General features: G+C 34.3%; 24 protein-coding genes. 13 read left to right on the forward strand and 11 right to left on the reverse strand.

Annotated elements, in window-relative coordinates:
- Positions 1-32: 32 nt before the first annotated feature.
- The 7 genes from FLP_RS23050 to FLP_RS23080 all read left to right on the forward strand — a co-directional run bounded on the left by FLP_RS23050 (position 33) and on the right by FLP_RS23080 (position 7,298).
- The gene (locus tag FLP_RS23050; RefSeq protein ID WP_065452020.1) at positions 33-1,007 is read left to right on the forward strand and encodes a PorP/SprF family type IX secretion system membrane protein; all 975 of its coding nucleotides are present in this window, start codon (positions 33-35) and stop codon (positions 1,005-1,007) included.
- 147 nt (positions 1,008-1,154) lie between these two features.
- Positions 1,155-2,342, forward strand: coding sequence for a phosphoglycerate kinase (locus FLP_RS23055; protein ID WP_065451828.1), 1,188 nt, complete (start codon positions 1,155-1,157; stop codon positions 2,340-2,342).
- 110 nt (positions 2,343-2,452) lie between these two features.
- Positions 2,453-4,297 (forward strand): LysM peptidoglycan-binding domain-containing protein, encoded by a 1,845-nt coding sequence (locus FLP_RS23060; RefSeq protein ID WP_065451829.1) that lies wholly within the window; start codon positions 2,453-2,455, stop codon positions 4,295-4,297.
- 47 nt (positions 4,298-4,344) lie between these two features.
- Complete coding sequence (locus FLP_RS23065) at positions 4,345-5,310, forward strand: DUF4837 family protein (protein ID WP_065451830.1); 966 nt, start codon at positions 4,345-4,347, stop codon at positions 5,308-5,310.
- Between the two features lie 73 nt (positions 5,311-5,383).
- Positions 5,384-6,025: a DUF1579 domain-containing protein gene (locus FLP_RS23070; protein ID WP_065451831.1), complete on the forward strand. Its 642-nt coding sequence runs from the start codon at positions 5,384-5,386 to the stop codon at positions 6,023-6,025.
- Between the two features lie 111 nt (positions 6,026-6,136).
- Positions 6,137-6,583: a GNAT family N-acetyltransferase gene (locus FLP_RS23075; protein WP_065451832.1), complete on the forward strand. Its 447-nt coding sequence runs from the start codon at positions 6,137-6,139 to the stop codon at positions 6,581-6,583.
- Between the two features lie 157 nt (positions 6,584-6,740).
- Positions 6,741-7,298, forward strand: a complete 558-nt coding sequence (locus FLP_RS23080) for a TlpA family protein disulfide reductase (RefSeq protein ID WP_065451833.1) — start codon at positions 6,741-6,743, stop codon at positions 7,296-7,298.
- Between the two features lie 242 nt (positions 7,299-7,540).
- Here the strand turns inward: FLP_RS23080 and FLP_RS23085 are convergent, their stop codons facing one another.
- The 3 genes from FLP_RS23085 to rnpA form a co-directional block, all read right to left on the reverse strand.
- Positions 7,541-9,178, reverse strand: a complete 1,638-nt coding sequence (locus tag FLP_RS23085) for a S41 family peptidase (protein WP_065451834.1) — start codon at positions 9,176-9,178, stop codon at positions 7,541-7,543.
- A gap of 2 nt (positions 9,179-9,180) precedes the next feature.
- Positions 9,181-10,005 carry a DUF4349 domain-containing protein gene (locus FLP_RS23090; protein WP_065451835.1) on the reverse strand — a complete coding sequence of 275 codons (825 nt, stop codon included), beginning with the start codon at positions 10,003-10,005 and terminating at the stop codon, positions 9,181-9,183.
- A gap of 81 nt (positions 10,006-10,086) precedes the next feature.
- On the reverse strand, positions 10,087-10,491 hold the full coding sequence (gene rnpA, locus FLP_RS23095; protein ID WP_065451836.1) for a ribonuclease P protein component: 405 nt from the start codon (positions 10,489-10,491) through the stop codon (positions 10,087-10,089).
- Between the two features lie 272 nt (positions 10,492-10,763).
- Here rnpA and FLP_RS23100 point away from each other — a divergent pair, with 272 nt between their 5' ends.
- The 3 genes from FLP_RS23100 (at position 10,764) to FLP_RS23110 (ending at position 13,460) form a co-directional block, all read left to right on the forward strand.
- Positions 10,764-11,504: a lysophospholipid acyltransferase family protein gene (locus FLP_RS23100; protein ID WP_065451837.1), complete on the forward strand. Its 741-nt coding sequence runs from the start codon at positions 10,764-10,766 to the stop codon at positions 11,502-11,504.
- Between the two features lie 53 nt (positions 11,505-11,557).
- On the forward strand, positions 11,558-12,550 hold the full coding sequence (locus FLP_RS23105; RefSeq protein WP_065451838.1) for an acyl-ACP desaturase: 993 nt from the start codon (positions 11,558-11,560) through the stop codon (positions 12,548-12,550).
- 256 nt (positions 12,551-12,806) lie between these two features.
- Positions 12,807-13,460 carry an HD domain-containing protein gene (locus tag FLP_RS23110; RefSeq protein ID WP_065452021.1) on the forward strand — a complete coding sequence of 218 codons (654 nt, stop codon included), beginning with the start codon at positions 12,807-12,809 and terminating at the stop codon, positions 13,458-13,460.
- Positions 13,461-13,776: 316 nt separating this feature from the next.
- On the opposite strand, the gene FLP_RS25195 is transcribed toward FLP_RS23110, so the two are convergent.
- The 5 genes from FLP_RS25195 to FLP_RS23130 all read right to left on the reverse strand — a co-directional run bounded on the left by FLP_RS25195 (position 13,777) and on the right by FLP_RS23130 (position 18,216).
- Positions 13,777-13,899, reverse strand: a complete 123-nt coding sequence (locus tag FLP_RS25195; RefSeq protein ID WP_078006651.1) for a FeoB-associated Cys-rich membrane protein — start codon at positions 13,897-13,899, stop codon at positions 13,777-13,779.
- Positions 13,900-13,905: 6 nt separating this feature from the next.
- Entirely contained in the window at positions 13,906-16,005 is a 2,100-nt protein-coding gene (gene feoB, locus FLP_RS23115) for a ferrous iron transport protein B (RefSeq protein WP_065451839.1), read from the reverse strand.
- Positions 16,005-16,244 (reverse strand): FeoA family protein, encoded by a 240-nt coding sequence (locus FLP_RS23120; RefSeq protein ID WP_017495803.1) that lies wholly within the window; start codon positions 16,242-16,244, stop codon positions 16,005-16,007. Before FLP_RS23120 ends, feoB begins: the two co-directional genes overlap by 1 nt.
- Positions 16,245-16,348: 104 nt before the next feature.
- The gene (locus FLP_RS23125) at positions 16,349-17,014 is read right to left on the reverse strand and encodes an SCO family protein (RefSeq protein WP_065451840.1); all 666 of its coding nucleotides are present in this window, start codon (positions 17,012-17,014) and stop codon (positions 16,349-16,351) included.
- A gap of 275 nt (positions 17,015-17,289) precedes the next feature.
- Complete coding sequence (locus FLP_RS23130) at positions 17,290-18,216, reverse strand: DMT family transporter (protein ID WP_065451841.1); 927 nt, start codon at positions 18,214-18,216, stop codon at positions 17,290-17,292.
- Positions 18,217-18,419: 203 nt separating this feature from the next.
- Here FLP_RS23130 and FLP_RS23135 point away from each other — a divergent pair, with 203 nt between their 5' ends.
- On the forward strand, positions 18,420-20,480 hold the full coding sequence (locus FLP_RS23135) for a M13 family metallopeptidase (protein ID WP_065451842.1): 2,061 nt from the start codon (positions 18,420-18,422) through the stop codon (positions 20,478-20,480).
- A gap of 202 nt (positions 20,481-20,682) precedes the next feature.
- Positions 20,683-22,743 carry a M13 family metallopeptidase gene (locus FLP_RS23140; protein WP_065451843.1) on the forward strand — a complete coding sequence of 687 codons (2,061 nt, stop codon included), beginning with the start codon at positions 20,683-20,685 and terminating at the stop codon, positions 22,741-22,743.
- Positions 22,744-23,393: 650 nt separating this feature from the next.
- On the opposite strand, the gene FLP_RS23145 is transcribed toward FLP_RS23140, so the two are convergent.
- The 3 genes from FLP_RS23145 to hemB all read right to left on the reverse strand — a co-directional run bounded on the left by FLP_RS23145 (position 23,394) and on the right by hemB (position 25,315).
- Positions 23,394-23,843 carry a GyrI-like domain-containing protein gene (locus FLP_RS23145; protein ID WP_065451844.1) on the reverse strand — a complete coding sequence of 150 codons (450 nt, stop codon included), beginning with the start codon at positions 23,841-23,843 and terminating at the stop codon, positions 23,394-23,396.
- A 75-nt stretch (positions 23,844-23,918) separates the two neighbouring features.
- Positions 23,919-24,320: a c-type cytochrome gene (locus FLP_RS23150; RefSeq protein ID WP_065451845.1), complete on the reverse strand. Its 402-nt coding sequence runs from the start codon at positions 24,318-24,320 to the stop codon at positions 23,919-23,921.
- Positions 24,321-24,322: 2 nt separating this feature from the next.
- A complete protein-coding gene (hemB, locus tag FLP_RS23155; protein WP_065451846.1) occupies positions 24,323-25,315 on the reverse strand; it encodes a porphobilinogen synthase in 993 nt (330 codons plus the stop codon).
- Between the two features lie 340 nt (positions 25,316-25,655).
- Here hemB and FLP_RS23160 point away from each other — a divergent pair, with 340 nt between their 5' ends.
- Complete coding sequence (locus FLP_RS23160) at positions 25,656-26,288, forward strand: hypothetical protein (RefSeq protein ID WP_065451847.1); 633 nt, start codon at positions 25,656-25,658, stop codon at positions 26,286-26,288.
- Positions 26,289-26,291 lie beyond the last annotated feature (3 nt).

A 26,291-nucleotide genomic window follows, 5' to 3' on the forward strand; every position in this document is an offset into this window, starting at 1 on the left:
CCCTAATGATGTTGTCTAAAAAATTAATTACAATGAAAAAGTTTATTTTATCTTTAGTACTCATGGCTGTAACAACAAGTTACAGCCAAGAGTTAAACCTACCAGTATTTACACAATATTTAGCCGACAATCCCTTTGTTATTTCACCTGCCTTTGCCGGTATTGGAGATAATCTTAGAATCAGGGCCAACGGTCTTACGCAATGGGTCGGTATTAAAGATGCACCACAAAACCAGTCGCTTTATGCAGATTTTAGAATTCTGGATCGTTCCGGAGTGGGTATCTCACTTTACAATGACAGAAACGGTTATACCCGCCAAACAGGAGCTAAAGTTTCCTTTGCGCACCACATTATTTTAGATTACTATTCAAAACAATATTTGTCTTTTGGACTTTCGTACAACTTCAATACATTTCGTATCGATACTGACGAGTTCAATACTACAATAGAGCATCCTGTTATAGATCCTTCTGTAACAGACAATCGTTATAACGCCAATAACAATTTTGATATTAGTGCCTTATACCGTAATAAAAGCTTCTATGTAAGTTTTAATGCCAATAACGTTTTAAAGAAAAACACAGACAAATACAGAGGAGTAGAACCTAACTTGCTTTCAAACTATCAGGTATATACCGGATACGTTTTTAAAGACGGAGAAAACAGCCGTATTGAATACGAACCATCTGTTTACTACCAATACTTTGCAAGTGACGGACGTTCAACAACCGATTTTAATTTCAAGTACAGACGTTACAACCGCTACGAAGATTACTATTGGGTAGGAGTTTCATACCGTTTCCTAAACGATCAGTTCCCAAAACCATTATCAGTTGGACCAATGGTAGGTTTCATGAAATCTAAATTTTACTTCGGATATTCGTATCAGGTAATGTTCAACGATTTAGGAAACTATAATACCGGAACGCACTCTGTAACTATTGGTTTTGATTTCTTACAATCCATCAGTAACTGTCCTTGTACGCAAAGTCCGGTTCACGATTAAGGAGCATTTTCATCATTTTACGGGCAAATTTGTTTTTTTTCTTAACTTATAACGTTTTCGCTGTTATAGATAGGTTATTTTTATATTTATGATACTTTAAAAGTTCTATATTTGTTTTTCTTTCAAAAAAAACTAAAAAACTATATAATGAAAACTTTAAACGATTTCGATTTTAAGAATAAAAAAGCAATTATCCGTGTTGACTTTAATGTACCATTGGATGAAAATTTTAAAGTAACTGATGCTACACGTATCGAAGCTGCAAAACCAACAATTGATGCTATTTTGGCACAAGGCGGAAGCGTAATTTTGATGTCGCATTTAGGAAGACCAAAAGGAGTTGAAGAAAAATACTCTTTAAAACACATTTTAAAAACAGCTTCAGAAATTTTAGGAGTTGAGGTTAAGTTTGCTGAAAACTGTGTTGGAGAAGTAGCTCAGGCTGCTGCCAAAGATTTAAAACCAGGAGAAGTGTTATTACTTGAAAATTTACGTTTTCACGCCGAAGAAGAAGCTGGAGATGTTGCTTTCGCAAAAGAATTAGCGTCACTTGGAGATATCTATGTAAACGATGCTTTTGGTACTGCACACAGAGCGCACGCTTCAACAACTATTATCGCACAATTCTTTCCAACAGAAAAATGTTTCGGAACATTGTTGGCAAAAGAAATAGAAAGCTTAAATAAAGTACTTAAAAATAGCGAAAAACCGGTAACAGCAGTTCTTGGAGGATCTAAAGTATCATCAAAAATTACCGTTATCGAAAATATCTTAGACAAAGTAGATCACATGATCATTGGAGGCGGAATGACTTTTACATTCATTAAAGCACAAGGTGGTAAAATTGGAGATTCTATTTGTGAAGATGACAAACAAGAATTAGCACTTGAAATTTTAAGACTGGCTAAAGAAAAAGGAGTTCAAATTCATATTCCTGTTGATGTTATTGCTGCAGATGATTTCTCAAATACAGCAAATACAAAAGTGGTAGACGTAAAAGAAATTCCAGACGGATGGCAAGGTCTTGATGCAGGTCCTAAATCTTTAGAAAACTTCAAAAAAGTAATTTTAGAGTCAAAAACTATATTATGGAATGGTCCATTAGGAGTTTTTGAAATGGAATCATTCGCAAAAGGAACAATTGCATTAGGTGATTATATTGCCGAAGCTACAGAAAATGGAGCATTTTCATTAGTAGGTGGTGGAGATTCAGTTGCTGCTGTAAAACAATTCGGATTCGAAGATAAAATGAGTTATGTATCCACTGGTGGTGGGGCTATGCTTGAAATGTTAGAAGGAAAAGTTTTACCTGGAATCGCTGCGATTTTAGACTAAAAAATCACAATTAACATTTTTTTAGATAGTTTACATGCATAAACTCTTTAAGTTTGCAAAAGTAAGGTTTCTGTAATTGTTTGAATTATAGAATTTTAAAAAAATGTTATATGATTGTAAAAAAAATATCAATAGTGGTTTCGGTGTTTTTTTCTATGTCGATGTTTGCGCAGGATGTTGCAAACACAAATGTAGAAATTAAGCCAATTGTAAAGATATCGTATTTAGATTCTGTTAAAAATACTTTTAAAAGAGATGAACTTGCAACTCGCGTAGATAGTCTCTGGATGAACGAATTAGTAAGTTTAGATATTTACGATGATCTTACAAAAGACATTCAGACGATCAATACAGATTTTACTGTAGATCAGGAACTGCCAACAGAATTGCTTAAACAGCGTCTTCAGGCAATGAACGAGAAATCACCCTTTAACATTGAATACAATCAGGGTTTAGAAAACATAATAAAGTCATTTCTTAAAAATCGTAAAAAATCATTTTCACGATTAATGTCTTTATCAGAATATTATTTTCCAATATTCGAAGACGCTTTTGCCAGACAAAATGTGCCTTTAGAAATTAAATATTTAGCCGTTGTAGAATCTGCTTTAAATCCTAAAGCAGTTTCTAAAATGGGCGCCACCGGACTTTGGCAATTCATGTACGGAACCGGTAAACAATACGCCCTTAAAATCGATTCGTATATTGATGAGCGTAGTGATCCTCTTAAAGCTACAGCTGCCGCATCAGAATACATGAGCAAGATGTTCAACATCTTTGGCGATTGGGAACTTGTTTTAGCATCTTACAATTCAGGACCGGGAAATGTTACCAAAGCAATTCGTCGCTCTGGCGGAAAAACAAAATACTGGGACATACGTAACCATCTTCCAAAAGAAACCCAAGGTTATGTTCCCGCTTTTTTAGCTACAATGTATCTTTTTGAATATCATAAAGAACACGGAATCAATCCGCAAAGAGCTGTAGTTAAAAATTTTGAAACAGATACAGTACAGATTAAAAATCAAATGTCATTCAAGCAAATTGCAGATTTGCTAGACATGCCGCAATCTCAAATACAACTTCTAAATCCATCTTATAAACTAAATGTAGTTCCATTTTATCAGGGCGAAGCACATTATCTGCGTTTACCTAAAGATAAAATAGCCACATTCGTTTCAAACGAAAATAAGATTTATGATTATGTAGCTTATCAATCACGAAATAAAACAATGCCTGCACAGTTGGCCTTGAAAGTTATGCCTAAAGCAAAAGCAAAACTAGAGAAAACAGTAGAGCCAGTTGATACCGATGTTAAATGGTATAAAGTGCAAAAAGGTGATAATCTGGGCACTATTGCCGCAAAGTATAAAGTGAATGTTATTGATTTAAAAAAATGGAACAATCTTAAATCAAATGCAGTTGCGCTAGGAAGAAATTTAAAACTTAAAACAGATTACGATCCAGTTACTAAAAACTTTAAAGAACTAAAATCAACTATTGCAATTGAGAAAAAATCAGAAGAAGCAATTGCTGCAGCTGATGATAAAGATAAGGACAATAAACATCCTCAGGAATATATTGTAGCGGCCGGAGACAATTTAGGAAGCATCGCTAAAAAATTCGGTACGACTATTGCGGAGTTAAAAGAACTTAATGATCTAACTTCAAATAACATTGGTTTAGGTAAAAGTTTAGTAGTGGCCAAAGCAGTTCCGGAAATTGTTGAGGAGAATGTAACTACTGCCATCGCTTCAAATTCGTCTATTGATTCATTCAGAAAGAAAGCGACTTCTGCCAAAAATCTTGGAGAAGATTATTACGTTAAAAAAGGAGATTCGTTGTATAGTATTTCTAAAAAATATCCTGGGGTCACAATCTCGGATATTAAAAAATGGAATAATATTAAAGACGGAGAGATTAAACCAGGAATGAAACTTAAAATAAACGGATAGTTAAAAAATCTTACATAAATTTGGGTTTTATTTCATAAATTAAGAAAATGAATAAAACCCATTTTTTATTGCTGTTCATCCCGTTTCTCGTAATTTCTTGTTTAAAAAGCGAGAAACCTCAGCCCGTATCCGGTAAAACCAACTCGATTTCTATTATTATAGACGATCAGTTGTGGTATGGAGAAGTAGGAGATAGTATTCGAAATAAATTTGCCTCACCCGTATTAGGCCTCACCCAGGAGGAACCTTTATTTACCATAAATCAATATCCCGCGCGTTTGCTTGAAGGTTTTGTCACCGATAGCCGAAGTATTATTGTAGTTAAAAAAGCAACTACAGAAAAATTCGAGATTACCCACAGTAAATCTTTGCCGCATAACACATTTCGTATTTACGGAAAATCAGTCGATGATATTCTTTGCAGTATCGAACTCAATTCGGGCCAAATTATTAAGATCATTCGCGATGCCGAAATTCAGAAAATTCAGGAAGATAACAGCAAATCACTATTGAATCCAACAGTGATAAAAAACAAATTTCATATCGATCTGCAAATCCCAACAGGCTATGAATATATGTTGCACAAAAGGAATTTTATTTGGCTTAAAAAAGACATTATAAGCGGTAATACAAGTTTACTTATCTATCAGATTCCACTTCGCAGTTTTAAGAAAAGTTCAGACCTGGTCAACAGCATTACCAAAATGCGTGATTCAGTTGGCTATTATATAAAAGGCCGCGAACCCAATACTCGAATGATAACAGGAGAAGCTTATGCACCTTATTTTTCGACTACTATGCTGGACGGAAAAAAAGCCTATGAAACCAAAGGAACCTGGGAGCTGAAAAATGATTTCATGGCCGGACCATTTATCAATTACGCCATTGTAGACAAAACATACAATCGAATTTTGGTCATCGAGGGATTTTGTTATTCGCCTTCTAATCAGGAAAGAGATTTAATGTTCGATTTAGAAGCCATTATAAAATCAGTAAAAATTGATAAACGATAAGAGCTGAAATTTACATGCGATCAACTCATATTTTTCTTAATTTTGTTTGTAACAAACATTAAAACAAAGACTTATGAAAAATTTGATCACAGTATTAGTAATGTTAGTATTGTTTTTTACTTCGTGTAAAAAAGAGGTAAAAGCAGAATCCGGAACTATAAATGCTACAGACAGCATTTCGACAACAGAACCAATTACCGAAGAACCAGTAGATTCAGCAGCACAAATGAAAGCCTGGGAAGCTTATGCCACACCCGGTGAACCTCATAAACTAATGGCAGATGAAACAGGAAACTGGAATTGCGAAATGACTTTTTGGTACGAGCCAGATGCCAAACCTGAAAAAGCAAGCTCTACAGCCAATGTTAAAATGATTCTTGGCGGGCGTTATCAGGAAACCAATTTTCAGGGAAAGATTATGGGACAGCCCTTTGAAGGAAAAAGTACTCTTGCCTATAATAATGCCAGCAAAGAATATACCACTACTTTTATTGATAATATGGGCACCGGAATGATGGTGGCTGTTGGTAAATATGATGAAAAAGCAAAAAGTATGGAGTTGAAAGGGGATGTTGTAAATCCCGTAAACGGTAAGAAAACCCCGTATAGGGAAATTTATACCATTGTAGACGCCACAACCCGTAAAATGGAAATGTTTGACGTAAAAAACGGAAAAGAATATAAAAGCATGGAAATCGTTATGAAGAAAAAATAAAGTTTTGATTTTTTTCGAATAGTAAAATCCCGATTACAATTTTGTATTCGGGATTTTTATTTAATGTAATTTTGCTGCAACTTTTTATTATAATTGAATACAGAAGAGATAATGGAATTAAAATGGAAAATAAAGCCGTTTGAGGCATTAACCGTTCATGAGTTATATGATTTACTCAAACTAAGAAGCGAGATCTTTGTAGTAGAGCAAAACTGCGTTTATTTGGACCTTGACGGAAAAGATAAGAAAGCATTACACCTAATTGGCGAATATGATGGTAAAACCGTCGCTTATGTACGCTTATTCGACGCTGGAATTAGTTTTGACAATGCCTCAATTGGCAGAGTTGTAGTCGATGCCAATTATCGCGACAGAAAATGGGGGCATGACTTAATGCGTGAAGCCATTGCAGCTATAAAGTCGAATTTCGATAAAGATAAAATTACTATTGGTGCACAACTGTATTTAAAGAAATTCTACGAGAGCCACGGATTTGTTCAAAGCAGTGAAATGTATCTTGAAGATGATATTCCGCATATCGAGATGATTAGGGAATAATTAACTGTACAAAAACACATCTGAATATTTTTATTTACATCTTGTAGCTTTTGGTTTCAAAGGAGTTTAAGCCTCTATTTGCTTTTACGTAATTAGAGGTTTTTTATTCGATCAGTTTTGAGTTATATTTTTAATTAAATTAGATAAAAAAATAACTATGAGAAAATTTCTTTCATTCGTTTTTGTTTTAGTATTGTCTCAGAACACTTTTAGTCAAATTAAACTAAAAGTAGGCGATAAGGTTCCGGATTTAAATATCACAGATTATTTAGCAAATGCTCCCAAAGATAAAAATCTTAAAGGCAAATATATTCTGCTGGAATTTTGGGCAACCTGGTGTACAAGCTGTTTAGAAGAAGTTCCCAATCTAAATAAAATGCAAGAACAATTCAAGGATAGAAAGGATCTCGTATTTGTTTCTATAACAGATGAATCTCCTGTAAAAACGAAGAAAACACTAGAAAGAGTAAAGTTCAAGTCAATTGTAGTTAGTGATCAAACTAAAAAAGCCCTAAATGATTTTGTAGTTGATGATGATCAAGGAGGTTATGCTATACCTAGAACTTTTTTAATTGACAATCAGGGAATATTAAGATGGATAGGCCAACCTTGGTTATTAAATGATGTCGTTTTGAATAAATTTCTGGAAGGAAAAGAAATATTAGTATCGGATAATACTGTTTCAAATAGACCTCCGGAACCAACTTTTAAGTAAAAGCTGTCATTAGAAAGTTCCTTATATTCACTTTTATTAAATCTTTCAAAATTTATGGTTTCAAAATCGTGGTAACAGTACTTTTTAATAAGCAAGAATTGTATTTGTCGTTTGCAGGAGAATAGCAATAGACAAAAAAACAAATGACCCTATAAAAAGTAGGGTCATTTGTTTTTAGAGAAAGAATATAAAATTTTGACTTTTTATTTAAAGATCATTTTTAAATGTTACATTTTCAAATGTTACATTTTCAAAATCGTTTTATACTCCGTCTGATTGTTTAAAACGCCAACCGCTTTCTTAATCTCAGAATTATTTTTAATATAATATTGGTACAAACCTTCCTGATATTGATATCTCTTAATTAATTCCTCCTGAATCAGGTTTCTAATCTCTTTTTGGTTTTTATCTAACAAAGTCGTTTCACTTTTTTCAAGAGCGGCCAGTAATTGCTGATATTCCGGAGCTATCGTTTCGTCGATTTTTTCATTTTTGGCTGCAGCCAAAGTGTTCCTCAATGCCACTTCTGTTTCCGTATCAAAACTAATTTTATTCGCTTTTAGATATTGTTTGAAACTTACATAATCAGCATCAGAAATCGTTGGAATTTTATCTCCCAAATTAGGATTTTTGTAGTAATACGTTGTAGCATAATCAAAAATTCCGTCGTTTTTTAATAATGCAGTTGTAATAGGACTCATTTTAGATTCGTCTAATTCGATATCCGGTAAAACGCCACCGCCATCATAAACCGTTCTTCCTTTGCGGGTTTTAAAAGCATTAAAGTTTTTGGCATCCGTTTTTTGAGCAACACCATTTTTATCTTTATGTGCATAATCTAAAGCCTGAATACAACGACCCGAAGGCGTATAATAACGGGAAATGGTTACTTTTAGCTGAGTTCCGTAAGTCAAATCAACAGAACGCTGTACCAGACCTTTCCCGAAACTGCGGGTTCCTAAAATCACGGCGCGATCTAAATCCTGCAAAGCACCCGAAACAATTTCAGAGGCAGAAGCGCTTCTTCCGTTGACTAAAATAGCCAGCGGAATCTGAGTATCTACAGGTTCTTTGGTCGTTTTATAAGTATTATTATGTTTCTCGATTCTCGATTTTGTAGTTACAATTACTTCGTTCTTTGGAACAAATAAATTACAAATATCAATAGCTTCGTTAAGCAAACCACCGGGATTTCCTCTTAAATCAAGAACAATTTGTGTTGCTCCATCTGCTTTAAGTTTTTCCAAGGCCTCTTTTACTTCATTGGATGCCTTACGGCTAAAGTGAGCCAAAACAATATAACCCGTTTTATCATCGATTTTACCGTAAAACGGTACCGATTTAATATCAACTTCATCCAAAATCAACTCCGTTGTAAAGGTTTTTCCCTGACGCAGGTATTTGATCTGGATTTTGGTGTTTTTTGTTCCCTTTAGTAATTGCGAAGCATCATCTTTAAAATCAGCAATCAAAACATCGCCAATTTGTATGATTTCGTCACCCGCTTTTAGTCCGGCTTTATCAGCAGGATAATTTTTATAAGGTTCGCGAACAATCAAGCGATCTTTTTTTCTGGATATCAAAGCGCCAATTCCGGTATATTCTCCGGTATTATTGATCTTAAAATTGACAACATCCTGCTCGTTAAAGTAAACCGTATACGGATCTAAACTTCCCAACATGCTTTTAATGGCTTTGTCCATCAAATCGCCCGGATTCGTTTCGTCGACATAATTCGTGTTAACGGCTTTAAACAATGTCGTAAAGATTTCGATTTGTTTGGCAATCTCAAAAAAGTCGTCTTTGAAACTGGTTCCAATAAATAAAAATCCTGCCGCAACAGTAGGTATGATGAATTTCTTTTTGAAATAAGGATACATGATTATAATTTTTTTCTTTTAAATCTTCTTCTAATAAAATAGGCAATTACACAAACCAGTATAATAAAGGGCCAAAGGCTGATAAGGGATATTAAAAATTCTGAAAGGCTAAAAAAACCGGATTGAATCGCTGTCCATATTTTAGATCCGTACGAAGCTTTAACGCCTTCTTTTTGAGCAATCGTTTTGTAGAATTCTATGGTTACAGTACTTTCAGAAACTCGGCTTTCTAAATATTTCAATTGTCCTTCTTTAGCTTCAATTTCTTCGCGAATGGCCGAAATTTGTTTTTCAATTTCCAGAATTTCACTTATTTTGGTTGCTTTTTGAAGAATTTGAAGATAACGTTCTTCAAGTTTTCGTTTCGTTTTTAGTCTTGTCGTTAAGTCAATATATTGTTCGGTAACACTTTGCGAAGTAATATCTTTTCTTTCAAAATAAGAAACCCCTTTTGAAATAGCATTTATAAAAGAATCAAAATTTTGACTAGGAACCCGAACAGTTAAATTTCTATAAACGTTATCGTAATCTTTTCCTTCAGAATCATTTTGTATGTTGGCCTTATTCGCTGCAATTGCAGTTTGGATTTGATCGAAAGTATCTTGAAGATCATTGGTTTCAAATCTGAGCGAAGCTTCTTTAATAATTTTTTGTGGAATTTGAGGAGAAGCAGGTTCGGCCATGTCATCTTTTAACTCTGAACTTGCAGATTCATTTTTTGGAGAAAGCTTGACGGCGCTAATTGCCATGTCTTCAATTGGTGCTTCGTGTTTAGCACAACCTGAAAAAGTCAAAAGGACAAAGAATAAAAAGAAAATATATTTCATATCTATTTCAAATTAAATCTAAAACTACAATTTTTTTATAATTCTTAGTCTAATTTGATAAATAAACTTGTCATCGAAGGATTACAAACCAGTTTTATCTTCAGAATCATTGGTTTTGTTTACTTGCAGAAGAAATTTCTCGAACAATTGAATCGTTTTGGTATTGATCTCTTCGTACGATAGTTTGTCTTTAGTTTGATAAAAAAACATCAAAGAATAAGGTTCCTGAACGTTATCTAAAAGCAAATGTTTATTCAAACGGTATGTTTCTCTTAAAACACGTTTGAAATAATTACGATCAACGGCTCTCTTAAAGTATTTCTTAGAAACCGAAACTCCCATCTTGATTTTTTCTGCTGCATCAACTTCCGCTTGACGGTAAACCAAACGCAACGGATATTTAGAAACCGATTTTCCTTCAGAAAACAGTAAACCTATCGTTGTTTTGCTCTTTAAGCGTTCCTTTTTTGGGTATGTGAAATTCATTTAATTCAGAAAAAATTGCAATTTAGGGCAAAGGTACAATTGTATTGCAAATGCAGATGTGTTTTTTATAAATTAAACCTGAGTTTCTATAAATAATGACGCAGAGATTAGACTTATATTTGTTGAATTGAAGTTTTTAACTATTATAATTGTGTAAATTTTGTACGATTTATAATAAAAATATTTGGTATGTGTTTTATATTTAGCTAGTTATATAATTTTTATACAGCTAAAAATTTATTTATTACTTTTGGGCATTAATTTTCAAAAGCATGCAAAAAATAATTTCGTATCCTATATCTGTAATATACTATTTGTTTTTTAGTTCAGTTTTATTGATTTTTCATCCAATACAATGGATTTGTCTGAATGTTTTTGGTTATCAGGCGCACAAAAAAAGTGTAGATTATTTAAATTTCTGCCTTTTAAGATGTACAAATCTAATAGGAACAACTTATAAAATCGAAAATAGAGAAACAATTCCAACTGGTGTTCCATTAATTTTTGTCTCGAATCACCAAAGTATGTACGATATTATAACAATGATATGGTATTTTAGACGATTTCATTGTAAATTTGTGAGTAAGAAAGAGTTAGGTAAAGGGATTCCCAGCGTGTCTTATAATTTGCGTCACGGAGGATCTGTGCTAATAGACCGAAAAGACCCTAAACAAGCCATACCAACAATTAAAGGCTTGTCTGAATATATTGAAAAGTACAATAGATCTGCAGTAATTTTTCCTGAAGGTACCCGTAGTAAAACCGGAAAACCAAAAGAATTTGCCCAAAATGGTTTAAAAATTTTATGTAAATATGCGCCATCAGCGTACATTGTTCCAGTGAGTATTAATAATTCATGGAAAATGGTAAAATACGGCCTTTTTCCTGTAACTTTAGGAAATCGCCTTACCTTTACCGTTCATAAAGCAATCGCCGTAAAGGATTATGATTTTGCCCAATTAATGGAGATGACAGAGAAGGCAGTTGTAGAAGGAGTAAACGAGTATAAATAGATTTTTGATTTCAGCAATAAAACCGAAACAAAAGTCCCAATCTTAAATAAGTAATGTCTATAAAAAACATTAGATTAGAAGTAATGCAGTTTTTAGAAAAAAACGTGGATAGCTTCGTTGAACAGTATTTAATTCCAGTGGAAAAAATTTGGCAACCGTCAGACTTTTTGCCTAATTCTGAAGGAGATAATTTCTTTGAGGAGGTAAAAGAGTTACGTGAAATTGCCAAAGAATTACCATATGATTTCTGGGTTACGCTTGTAGGTGATACCATCACCGAGGAAGCGTTGCCAACATACGAATCATGGTTAATGGATGTTGAAGGTATAAATCAGATCGAAAATGGTGGAAATGGATGGTCAAAATGGATTCGTCAATGGACCGGAGAAGAAAACCGCCACGGTGATTTGCTGAATAAATACTTGTATTTGTCCGGTCGTGTGAATATGCGTGAAATCGAAATGACAACACAGCACTTAATCAACGACGGTTTTGATATTGGAACTGGATCTGACCCGTACAAAAACTTTGTATATACTAGTTTCCAGGAATTAGCAACTTACGTTTCGCACAATAGAGTAGCTCAAATGGCGAAAAAATTTGGTGATAACAAGTTGTCTAAAATGTGTAAAATGATTGCAGGTGACGAAATGCGTCATCACCATGCATATAGCGAATTTGTTACGAGAATTTTTGCAGTTGATCCCAGCGAAATGATGTTGGCGTTTCAATACATGATGAAACAAAAAATCGTTATGCCAGCACATTTCTTAAGAGAATCAGGTCAAAAGATCAGTTCAGCTTTCGAGCAATTTTCTGATTCAGCACAACGTATTGGGGTTTACACCGCAAGCGATTATGTTGATATCATGCAAAAATTAATGGACAAGTGGGAAATTGATAAGATGTCGGGTTTGACAGACGAAGCCGAAAAAGCTCGTGATTATTTAATGAAATTACCAGGACGTATGGCCAGAATCTCTGAGAGATTGGTAATTCCACAGGAATCACACATATTTAAATGGGTAGAACCAGCGAGATTGTAAAAATTTTAGATTGCAGATTTTAGATTAAAATTTAAATTGATTTTTGATATTGCAATTGACATTGATATTGCAATTGATTTCTGATATTGACAATTAAAACATATTGTTGATTGTTGAGGTTGAAAAACTTTGACAATCAACATTTTTTATTCAATAAGGATTTTCGAAAGACGCAATTAAAAAATAATCTGCGTAAATCCGTTTAATCCGTAAAATCTGTGTGCCATTAACCAAGCAGATAAACACAAAACAAACTATGAATAATTCTGACCTGATAAACAAAACAATCGTTTTTGTAAAAGAGAAACTAAATGATGCCGAAGGCGGACACGATTGGTTTCATATCGAGCGCGTCTATAAAAATGCACTTTTAATTGCAAAAGACACAGATTGTAATCTTACCGTTGTTCAGTTAGGAGCTTTACTCCACGATATTGCCGATAGTAAATTTCATAATGGAGATGAAACCATCGGACCAAAAACAGCACGTTTATTTTTAGAATCAGAAAATGTTGAAGAAGTTATTATTCAGCATGTAGTAAACATTATCGAAAACATCTCTTTTAAGGGCGGAAATTTCGAAAAGAAGTTCTCTTCTATAGAATTGAATATCGTTCAGGATGCGGATCGTTTAGATGCAATAGGCGCAATAGGAGTGGCAAGAGCGTTCAATTATGGCGGATTTAAAAATCGTGCCTTATATGACCCTGAAATCGCTCCTGTAACCAATATGACAAAAGAAGAATATAAAAAGAATAATGCGCCAACCGTAAATCATTTTTACGAAAAACTTTTACTCCTAAAAGATAAAATGAATACCGAAACCGGAAAACAAATCGCTGCCGAAAGACATCGTTTTATGGAGCTATTCCTGGCTCAGTTCTATGCAGAGTGGGAGGGGATTAAATAGTTTACGGTCTCAGTCTCAGTCTCAGTTTTCAGTAATAAAAAATGGCTTCATAATTGAAGCCATTTTTTATGTTTTAATTCTAATCTAAATTTATACATTGCTTTGTGAGCTTTTCGCGCAACAAAGCTTCAGAATAATACAAAAAGATCTTTGTGAACCTCTGTGAATCTCTGTGGTACAAAATCTTTGCGGACTTCGACTTCGCTCAGTCTGACAATAACAATATAAATACTTTGTGATTCTCTGTGAAACCTTTGTGAATCTCTGTGGTAAAAAAACTTAGCTACTTAGAATCTCAGCAACTCAGAACCTTCCTCTAAGAACACCCACAATTTCCTTCGCCGCAATCTTTCTTCTTTTTAGATTTCCAAAAGAATTTTTTGATCAAAAAACCAACGGCGATAAATAATATGACAAAGGCAATAATTTCTTGTACCATGATCGTTTATTTTAAAAGTTGATACGCAAACAGCGCTACAAAATAAGCAAGACCGCTCATCAGGAAAAGCTGCATGGCAGGCCATTTCCAGGAGTTGGTTTCTTTTTTGGTAATGGCCAATGTACTGGCGCACTGCATGGCAAAAGCATAGAACAATAACAATGAAATTCCTGAAGCAAAATTGAAGATTTTCTGACCTGTTTGAGGATTTATTTCTTCCTGCATTTTGCTTTTTATGGTCGCTTCGTTATCGCTGCTTCCTACACTGTAAATCGTAGCAAGTGTTCCTACGAAAACCTCACGCGCAGCAAACGAACTGATAATGGCAATTCCTATTTTCCAATCATAACCCAAAGGAGAAATGGCTGGCTCAATGGCTTTACCCATTATCCCGATATACGAGTTCTCTAATTTTTGAGAAGCCACTTCGTTTTCAAATTCAGTTTCGTCAAGAGGTTTATCCACAAATCTTTCTTTTACGATAGATTCGGCTTCGTTAAAATCTTTTCCGGGACCGTATGATGCTAAAAACCACAAGATAACAGATATCGCCAAAATGATTTTACCGGCTCCAACAACGAAAGCTTTTGTTTTCTCGACAACATTAATTGCAACGTTTTTGAAAAGAGGCAATTTATAGCTTGGCATTTCGACTACGAAATACGTTTTGGCACTTATTTTTAATATTTTATTTAAGATATAGGCCGAAAGAATGGCTGTTCCAAAACCTAATAAATACAACAACATCAAGGCTAAACCTTGCACATTTAGAAAACCAAATAAGCGTTCCTCAGGAATTACCAATGAAATAATAATAGTATAAACAGGTAGTCTTGCAGAACAAGTGGTAAACGGAGTTACCAAAATCGTAATAAGACGTTCTTTCCAGTTTTCGATATTTCTGGTCGCCATAATTGCCGGAATCGCACAGGCCGTTCCTGAAATTAAAGGCACGACGCTTTTTCCGGATAGTCCAAACTTACGCATGATTTTATCCATCAAAAAAACAACACGACTCATATAACCGCTTTCTTCCAGAATCGAAATGAACAGGAATAAAAAGGCAATTTGAGGAATAAAAATAATAACACCGCCAATTCCCGGTACAATTCCCTGCGAGAGTAAATCAGTCAGGATGCCGCTTGGTAATTCCTGAGCCACCCAACTGCTTAAAGAAGCAAAAGTGCTGTCGATAAAATCCATTGGAATTGTTGACCAGCTAAAAATGGATTGGAAAATCAAAAATAAAATGGCTAAGAAAATGACATAACCCCAAACTTTGTGTGTTAAAACACGATCAAGTTTGGCTCTAAAATCTTTTGCCATCGAGGCGTCCACTTTTAAGCCTTCTTTCAAAACATCATTGATGAATTGATAACGTTTTATGGTTTCTTTTTGCTGTAAACGCTTTAATTCTGAATGAGATTTAGTAAAAGTACTTCTGATTTCATTTCGATCTAAATTCGAAAAATTCACATCCTGCGTAATCACCAACCATAATTTATACAATAATTGATTAGGAAAAGCATGCTGTAATTTTTGAAAATATTCTTCGTCAATAACCGAAGCATTCAGGCAAGGTTCATTCGGAATGGTTTTATAAGAAACAATGAGTTCCTTTAATGCATCGATTCCTAAACCTTTACGCGAGCTTACTAAGGCAATTTTAGTTTTTAGTTTTTCTTCCAGATACGGAATATCTAAAGTAATTCCTTTGCTTTCCATACGGTCCGACATATTAATGACTAAAATCGTCGGAATTTCAAGGTCTTTTATTTGAGTGTAAATCAGTAAATTTCGTTTCAGATTTTCAACATCTGTAACCACTACCGCTACATCCGGATATAATTTATCGTTTTTGTTTAATAAAAGTTCAATAACCACACTTTCGTCCATAGAACTTGCGTTCAGACTATAGGTTCCGGGTAAATCCAGAATATTGGCTTTAATGTTTTGCGGTAATTTACAGAAGCCAATTTTTTTCTCAACCGTAATTCCGGGATAATTCCCTACTTGTTGATTAAGTCCTGTAAGCTGATTAAAAACGGAAGTTTTTCCTGTATTAGGATTCCCAATAAGGGCAACATTGATATTTTGAATGCTCATTACAAATTGGTTTTGATAAGTTCAACTTCAATTTCACGAGCAGTTTCAACACGAATGGCTACGTGCGAACCATTTATATCTAAATATAATGGATCTCCAAAAGGAGCAATTTGAAGCAATTCGACTAAGTTGCCCGGCAAACAACCCATTTCTAATAATTTTAGAGGAATAAGATCGATATCAAAATCTTTGATAATGGCTTTCTCGCCTTTTTTTAGAGTATGGATAGTATTTTGCAAAGCTTATTTAGATTGAATTTAGATTGCAAAAGTAGGCAATTATTCTTTATTTCAAGGCATTTAACACTTTTGTAAATGCTAAATATTTCTAAAAATAAGGGATTTTACTCTTGACACAAGAAATTGATGTCTTCTAAAAGGCGTTGAATTTCCTCTTTATTCGTTCCGTCATAAAAACCACGAACACGTCGTTTTTGATCGACCAAAACAAAATTCTCGGTATGTACCATATCGTACAATTGATCAGGGCGACCTAATTTTACCGCCAGATAAGATTTTCTGGCCATTGTATAGATTTCTTTTTTGTCTCCGGTAACCAAATTCCACTTGCTGTCTACAACATGATGTTTAATGGCATATTCTTTAAGAACCGGAATACTGTCAACTTCAGGAAAAACGGTGTGGGAAAGCAACATTACTTTTGGATTATTCAAAATTGCTTTTTGAACATCTTCAAGATTGGTTGTCATTTTTGGACAAATCGAACCACAAGTCGTAAAGAAAAAGTCGGCTACATAAATTTTACCTTCGTAATTTTTTTGCGTAATCGTATCTCCGTTCTGGTTTACAAATTTAAAATTGGCAATCGTATGATATTTGCTTTTGTATTGAATCGTGCTGTCTACCAATTCAGGATTTACATCAGCCGGATTGTAAATGGGCAATGTTTTTTGTGGCTTTAAAGCCGAATAAAATAAAGAGATGGTTACAGCTGAAAATACTATTAGAACAATAAAAAATTTGCGGTATTTATAAAGAAACGATTTCATAAAAATAATTTGGCGCAAAAATACGAAAAGCACATTTTAAAATACTAGTTGAGGTTGGTTTTTAACAAGTTTGGGCTATTGTTTAAGAAATAGATTATCCTTTTAATTGTAGTTTAGTTTGTCATCTCGACCGAAGGGAGAGATCACACTAGAAGCTCGACCAAAATTGGCGACATTCTGGATAGAATTTCTCGTGTGATCTCTCCCTTCGGTCGAGATGACAAGGTTGTCATTTATCTTGCAAGAGTAAAAATCATTCGTGAATTCGTGGCTAACTATTTCAATTTAACCTTTCTAATAGATTTATTGACCAAATAAACTCCGGTTAGTGTGACAACTGCGCCAATTGCAACGGCCTTTGTAAGTATTTCTCCAAAAATAAAAGACCCTAAAACCATAGCCACAATCGGGTTGATATAAACATAAATACTGCTAATTTCTGTTGGAAGATTTTTCAATGAATAGATGAAAGCGATAAAAGTTAAAACCGAACCAATAATAACTAAATAAGCAATTGCCCACCATGAAGGCATTGGGATTTCAGCAAATGGAATATTAATTCCTGCAGCTTCAGTAATTCCAAATAAAAATATACTTGAGATCAGCATCTGTAATCCTAAACTAAAATAAGGGTTAAAACTTGCTGCTTTTTTCTTTGTTTGTAAAATTCCAAAAGCCCATGTAATAGTAGATATAGTCATTAAAATAATCCCGAATTGAAATTCTGGTTTTAATATATCAGCAATATAATCGATGAAAAGAATACAAATACCTCCAAAACTAATTAAAATTCCAAGCAAAGCCATTCTTGCAATTTTGTAGCCGTTAAAAAAATTAATAATAATGATAAAGATGGGGAAAAGCGCAGTAATTATTGCTCCTAATCCGCTACTCATATATTTAACGCCCCAAGTACTTAAGCCATTACTAAGCATAAAGTTTAAAATTGCTAATACGAATATTGTTCGCCATTCTTTTCCTTTTGGCCAGGGTTCTTTCTTTATTAAAAAATAAACTACATATAAAATTCCACCTAAAAACTGACGAATGGTTACCAATTGCAAAGCTGGCATATATCTAACACCCTCTTTTGAGGCAAGCCAGGTCGTTCCCCAAAAAAAACTTACCCAACATAACGCCAATATCGGTAACCCGATGGCATCGATTCTTCCGGAAACGGCATTTTGTATTTTTGCTCTCACTTTTATTGAAATTATTTGTAACAAATATTCCAAAAACTATTCTAATATTCAGTTAGAAACCGGTAATAAATACATGAAAATATTCGATGATATCCATTAAAATGTTAGGATAAGTTACTTTTTTGCGATTATTTCAATAATTTTAACATAGCGTTTCAGATATTAGGAATACGTTTGTATAACGACCAAAAACTTAAATATAAATGAAAAAACAACTTAGCAGACCCTTGTTCTGCGCCTTTTTTGCAGCAGTTTCATTTACAGCTGTTAAAGCTCAAAATGCAACTCCAAAGGAACCGGGTATTAATGTGTCATACATGAATACCAAAATTAGTCCAAGTCAGGACTTTTTTCAATATGTGAACGGAACCTGGCTTAATCAAACTGAAATTCCGAGTGATCGTACGACATGGGGAAGTTTTAATGAATTGATTAAGAAAACAGACAAAGATGCAATGTCTATCCTGAAAGAAGCATCTAAAAATCCAAAATATAAATCAGACACCGATCAGGGAAAAGCCGTTAATTTATTTTCAACAATTTTAGATACCGTTGGAAGAAACAAAGCCGGAATTGCACCTTTGCAATCTTACTTTAAAAAGATTGATGCCATTAAAAACGTTGCTGATCTTCAAAAGTATTTAGTTGAGGTTGAACCGGAAGGTACAGCTGCTTTTTTCGGAATCTATATTGGTGCCGATGAAAAAAACAGTTCTAAAAACTCTGTAACTCTTGGTGTAAGTCAGTTGGGTTTACCGGATAAAGATTACTACACTGCTGAAGATAAAGACTCTAAAGAAAAAAGAGCAAAATACGAGCTTCATGTAGCGAAGATGATGCAGTTTATTGGCGAATCGCCAGAAAAAGCAAAACAAAGCGCAGCCACAATTTTAGCTTTAGAAACAGAATTATCTAAGCCGAGATTAAATCGTGTAGAAAGCAGAGACAGCCGTTTGCAATACAACCCGATGACAATTGCTGCACTTCAAAAAATAACGCCGGCCATTAAATGGGATGCTTATTTTACGGGTCTTGGCCTTGCAAAATTAGATACTGTAGTGGTAATGGAGCCAAAATATATGAAAGCTTTGCAAACTATTTTTAGTGAAAATAAAGTAGCACAGTGGAAAGAATATTTAAAATGGGATTTATTAAACACCGTTTCTACAAAATTATCAACAGATATTGAAACTGCTAATTTTGATTTTTACAGTAAAACCTTAAGAGGAGCTATAAAACAATTACCACGCGAAGAAAAAGCATTACAAGTAGTAAACAATACCGTAGGTGAAGCACTTGGTAAGTTATATGTTGAAAAAGTATTTCCTGCAGAAGCTAAAGCCAAAGCAGTAGATATGATTCATAATATTATTTTGGCGTACCAAAATCGTATCAACAATTTAACATGGATGTCTGCGGCTACCAAAGTAAAAGCGATTGAAAAATTAAATAAAATTACGATCAAAGTAGGTTATCCGGATAAATGGAAAGACTATTCTGCACTTCAAATTAAAAGTGTAGCAGATGGTGGAAGTTATTTTGATAATGCCCGTAACCTGAACAAATGGAATTTCAAAAAAGGAATCGAAAAACTAAACAAACCTGTTGATAAAACAGAGTGGGGAATGTCACCGCAAACTGTAAATGCGTATTACAATCCATCTTATAACGAGATTGTTTTCCCTGCAGCAATTTTACAGCCTCCATTTTACAATTATCAGGCTGACGAAGCGGTTAATTATGGTGGAATTGGAGCCGTTATTGGTCATGAAATTTCTCATGGTTTTGATGATTCAGGAGCACGTTATAATGCCGAAGGAAATTTGGTAGACTGGTGGACCCCGGAAGATTTAACACAATTTACAGCACTTGGTAAAGCTTTGGCAGATCAATACAGCGCTTTAGAGCCATTGCCGGGAACTCACGTAGACGGTAATTTTACTTTAGGTGAAAATATTGGTGACTTAGGAGGTATCAATGCTGCTTATGATGGTTTACAATTGTATCTAAAATCACATCCAAACCCTGGATTAATTGATGGATTCACTCCGCAACAACGTTTCTTTATTTCATGGGCAACCGTATGGAGAACTAAAACGAGAGATGAAGCAATTAAAAATCAGGTAAAAACAGATCCGCATTCTCCAGGAATGTACAGAGCTTACGTTCCGCTTCAAAATGTTGATGCTTTTTATGATGCTTTCGGTATCAAAAAAGGAGAAAAAATGTATGTTGATACGGATAAAAGAGTTAAAATCTGGTAATTCATAATTAATAAAAACGGCGCTGATAAAGCGTCGTTTTTTGTTATGACATTATTCTAAAAAGTAAATTTTAAATATTTTAGAAGACATTTTGGGTTAAAATAGTTCAACATAAATTCTCAAATCAATTATTGATAAAATTTAACATAGAATTCAAAATAATAACAATACGTTTGTATATATACTAATTCAATAAATAAAAATGATAAAACAGCTTAACAAATCTGTGTTTTGTGCATTTTCAGCAATGCTTTGTTGTGTTACAATCGAAGCACAAAATGCTAAACCAAAAGAGCCGGGAATTAATCTTTCTAATATGGATAAGAAAGTAAGTCCGGGTCAGGATTTCTTCCGTTACGTAAACGGATCCTGGTTAGAAAAAACTGAAATTCCAAGTGATAGAAATTCATGGGGAAGTTTTAATGAACTACGTCAAAAGACAGATAATGATGCACTTGCCATTTTAAAAGAAGCGTCAAAAGATCCTAAGTACAAATCGAATACAGATCAGGGTAAAGCAATTGCTTTGTTCAATACGATTATGGATACTGTAGGACGTAATAAAAATGGAGTAAAACCACTTCAGCCTTATTTAAAGAAAATCGATGCGATTAAAAACGTAACCGATTTACAAAATTTCTTCATCGAAATGCAGCCTCAGGGAGGAATTGGTTTCTTTGGAGTTTATGTGGGTGCTGATGCAAAAAACAGTAATAAAAACTCGGTTAATCTAAGCCCGGGCGGTTTAGGATTATCTGATAAAGATTACTACAACGCAGATGATAAGGATTCGAAAGAAAAACGTGAGAAATACGAAGTACACGTAGCAAGAATGATGCAGTATCTGGGAGAATCTCCGGCAAAAGCAAAAGAAAGTGCAAAACAAATCCTTGCGTTAGAAATTGAATTGTCTGCTCCAAGATTAGATCGTGTTGAGCGCAGAGACCGTAGAAAACAATACAATCCAACTGCTGTTGCTGACTTAAAAAAGAATACACCTTCTATTCAATGGGATAAATATTTTACCGGAATTGGTATGGCAAAACTGGATACAGTAAATGTAGCACAGCCACGTTATATGATTGCGTTAGAAAAAACCTTAACAGAAAAGAAAGTAGAAGCCTGGAAAGAATACCTTAAATGGACATTATTAAACAGAACAGCTTCGACTTTATCTACTGATATTGAAAATGCAAATTTCGATTTCTACGGGAAAACACTAACAGGTGCTTTGAAACAACGTCCGCGTGAAGAAGTTGCATTGCAGGTTATCAACGGTGTAACCGGAGAAGCTTTAGGAAAACTGTATGTAGAAAAATTATTTCCTGCTGAAGCAAAAGATAAAGCAAAGAATATGATTGCTAATGTAATGTTGGCTTATGAAAACAGAATCAATGCATTGCCATGGATGTCTGCAGAAACTAAGACAAAAGCAATCGAAAAATTGAAGAAACTGACCATTAAAATTGGATATCCTGATAAATGGAAAGATTACTCTAAACTAGAACTTAAAAATGTTAACGAAGGCGGAACTTATTTTGATAATTCAAGAAATATATCAAAATGGGCTTACGCAGAAAACTTAGCGAAATTAGGTAAACCGGTTGATAAAACAGAATGGGGAATGTCTCCGCAAACTGTAAATGCTTATTTCAACCCGTCTTACAACGAGATTGTTTTTCCAGCGGCGATTTTACAACCACCTTTCTACAATTACCAGGCTGACGAAGCGGTTAATTATGGTGGAATTGGTGCTGTAATCGGACACGAGATTTCTCACGGATTTGATGATTCTGGTGCACGTTACAACGCAGACGGAAACCTTGTTGACTGGTGGACTGCTGATGATTTAAAACAATTTACTGCATTAGGTACAAAGCTTGCTGATCAATACAGCGCTTTAGAGCCTTTACCTGGAATTCACGTAGATGGTAAATTTACTTTAGGTGAAAATATTGGTGATTTAGGCGGAATTAACGCTGCTTACGACGGATTGCAATTGTATTTGAAAGCAAATGGTAATCCTGGATTAATCGACGGATTTACGCCGGAACAACGTTTCTTTATTTCATGGGCGACAGTTTGGAGAACAAAATCAAGAGATGAAGCTATCAAAAGTCAGGTTAAAACTGATCCACATTCACCAGGAATGTACAGAGCGGTTGTGCCTATCCAGAACGTAGATGCTTTTTACCAGGCTTTCGGAATCAAAAAAGGAGATGCAATGTATGTTGAACCTGAGAAGAGAGTTAAAATCTGGTAATTTTTTACTGTGTTATGATATAAAAAAGGGGCTTTTTCGATTTTCGAGAAAGTCCCTTTTCTATGATTATTTGTTTAATAAAAGCAGAGTTTTTCACTTTTCTACCCCTGTTTATCATTCCGTAGGAATGTTTCGTCGGTAGAAAAAATAATTGCCAGCCAAGTTTACGTTCCGTAGGAACGTTTGATATGGTTAGATTGCTGGAAAAAAATGATGATGTCAAATCAAACGTTCCTACGGAACGTAAAATAACGATTACAATATATTTTTTCTACCGATGCAATGTTCCTATGGAACAACTGAATATAAAAATAAAAACAAAGTTTTTCACTTTTTTATACCTGTTAATCATTCCGTAGGAATGTTTCGTCGGTAGAAAAATAATAGCGACCCAAGTTTACGTTCCGTAGGAAGGTTTGATGTGTTAGATTGTTTTAAAAAAATGATGATGTCAAAATCAAACGTTCCTACGGAACGTAAAATAACGATCACAATATAATTTTTCTACCGACGAAATGTTCCTATGGAACAAGGGAATTTATATGTGAGTAAAGAGATATATGAGTTGACAAAGGGAATGTATGAATGGAATTAACAATATATTAAATAAAAAACGGCGCTAATTTTAGCGCCGTTTTTGTTTCTATATTTTATTGAAGTGCGATATAAATAGTAACTTCTGCTTTTTCCGGGTTTTGAGTCTTTTCACCATAAACTTCAAAATCTGCCGTAAAACTTCGATCTAAATCTGAGTTCCATATTTCCAGCCATTTATTAAAAACAATTCCTTCGGACAAGTTTCCTTTAGCAATCAATTCTTCATAATGGGCTGACTCAATTGTTTTACCAATCATATTTTCAGGTACAACATCTAAATTTTCAACCTTACAGCCTAAAATAGTAGTGTAAGGTTTGGTATGATCTTTTTCGTAATCAGTATAAATACAAAAAATATCCTCCGAAACTTTATTTGGAATTTTACTTTGAATTTCTTCGCTCATAAATTGGCTCCAAAGTGCCGGAATGTCTTTTCCGGATTGACCATTTTCGTTTGTCGTTCTTACCGAAATACCAATTAAATTGAATTTTTGAATTATCATTTTGCGCTATTTTTTATTAAGCTGTAAATGTAAAACGATGCAATGACAACAGTATGTCAGCAGGAATCGTTAAAACTACTTTAAATTGCTGTAAATATAGCTTTCTATCGCTTTCAACTCCTCATCAGACATTGCCTGAGTAATAGGTAAATTCGTTTTCATAACCGCAAACTGACTCGGATCTACGATTGGTTCAGCATTTCCTTTTAGGAAAGTAACCATATCGCCTTTTTTATCTTTATAGATTTTGGCAATTTCCTTGATACTTGGCCCAATTACTTTTTGATCAACCTGATGACAAGAAATACAATTTCCTTGTCCTTCAAAAATTTGTTTTCCTAATGCTTCCGGAGTTTTGGCTTCCGCCGAATGTCCTTCTGAATAATTTTCTGTAGGATCCTGAACAGATTCTTCAGTTGCTTCTTTTTTACAAGATGTAAAAGCTAAAAGTGCGGATAAGAATAATACGTTTTTCATGATTATTTATTTAATAGTAAAGCTGCTTCTTTTGCAAAATAAGTTGAGATGATACTGGCACCCGCACGCTTAATGCAATATAGTTGCTCTATCATAATTTTGTCATGATCTAACCATCCTCTTTCTGCTGCGGCCTTTACCATAGCGTACTCACCAGATACTTGGTAAACCGCCACTGGTACATGAACGGCATTTTTTACCTCACGAACAATGTCTAAATAAGCAATCCCCGGTTTTACCATTACGATATCTGCACCTTCTTCAACATCTAATAATGCTTCGCGAATTCCTTCAATTCTATTTGCGTAATCCATTTGATACGTCTTTTTATCTTTAGGAATATTTTGAGAATCTACCGGAGCAGAATCTAATGCATCACGAAAAGGTCCGTAAAATGCCGAAGCATATTTGGCACTATAACTCATGATTCCCACATTGTGATGTCCGTTTTCTTCTAATGCTTTTCTGATTGCTAAAACTCTTCCGTCCATCATGTCGCTTGGTGCCACAAAATCTGCTCCGGCTTCGGCATGACTTAAACTCATTCGGGTCAAAGCATCAACAGTTGCATCGTTTACCAATTGACCATTTTCGATAATTCCGTCATGACCATAAATCGAATAAGGATCTAAAGCCACATCCGGCATCACAATCATTTCCGGAACAGCATCTTTGATGGCGCGAATCGTTTGTTGCATCAAACCATCTTTGTTCCAGGCTTCAACACCTTTGTTATCTTTTAAATTGTCACTAACTTTTACATAAATATTCACCGCTTTGATTCCTAAAGCCCAGGCCTCTTTTACTTCTTTGATGGTGTTGTCTAACGAATGACGATAGATTCCCGGCATTGACGGAATAGCTACTTTTACATCTTTTCCTTCGGCAACAAACATGGGAAGCATAAAATCCTGTGGACTCAAACTTGTTTCACGAACTAAAGAACGAATAGATTCATTGGTTCTTAAACGGCGGTTTCTTTGTAATGGGAACATATAATTTTAGATTTTTAGATTTTAGATTTCAGATTTAATCTATTTCCTTGAAAGCAGATTGATTAATTCTTGTTCTAAAAACTACAGTTGTTTTTTTGTTTTTTTTTGAAGATTGTATCGCTTTTTAATAAGTGTCGCAAAGTTAAAGAAAAATGAACAGAATAAGGTTGTTAGCTCTGGACAGAATCCGTTAATATTATCTAAAAATTTACTGATTTTTTAGTTTTAGACTTTAATTTTAAAGGTTCTCAAAACGTTCTTGTGTTTTTCATTTTATAAATAAGTTTCAGGAATTTTTTAATCTCATGGTTTTTAAAAATTTTCCAGTTAAATTTGTCTAATGAAGAAATTTCTCGCTTTATGCTGCTGTTTACTTTTAACAAGTTGCTTTGAAATAACAGAAAGAATCAAACACCACGACGATCAAAGTGGTGAATATACCCTCATGGTCGACTTTTCGAAATCCTGGTTTAAGACAAAATCAGCAATGTGGCTGGAAGAAGTCGATGGCGTAAAAATTCCTAACGAACAGGAAATCACCAAAAAACTGGAAGATTTTAAAACAAAAGCTTCAAAAATCGACGGAATTACAAACGTAACGACTAAGACTGATTTTGACAATTATGTTTTCATTATCAAACTCAATTATGCCAATCTAAAAGCATTGAATGCGGTTGTGAATACGATAAACAATCAGCGCGATCAGATTCACTTTAGCGGAAGCGAAAAAAATTTCGAAAGAATTGCTTCTTATCCGGTTCCCGAAAAAGTGGTTAAAGATCCTAAGAAAAAGAAAGATCTGGAAGCAGCCAATATTATTGCCATTTATACATTCGATAAAGATGTACAGGCAGTACAAAACCCAAACAGTAAAATTTCACAAAACAAAAAGACCGTTTTTTTAAAACAAAGTATGTACAGCGTATTTAAAAAATCGGCTTTAATGAACAATACAATCCAATTAACTCCCTGATTT

It is taken from the genome of Flavobacterium piscis (genome assembly GCF_001686925.1).
GTDB lineage: Bacteria > Bacteroidota > Bacteroidia > Flavobacteriales > Flavobacteriaceae > Flavobacterium > Flavobacterium piscis.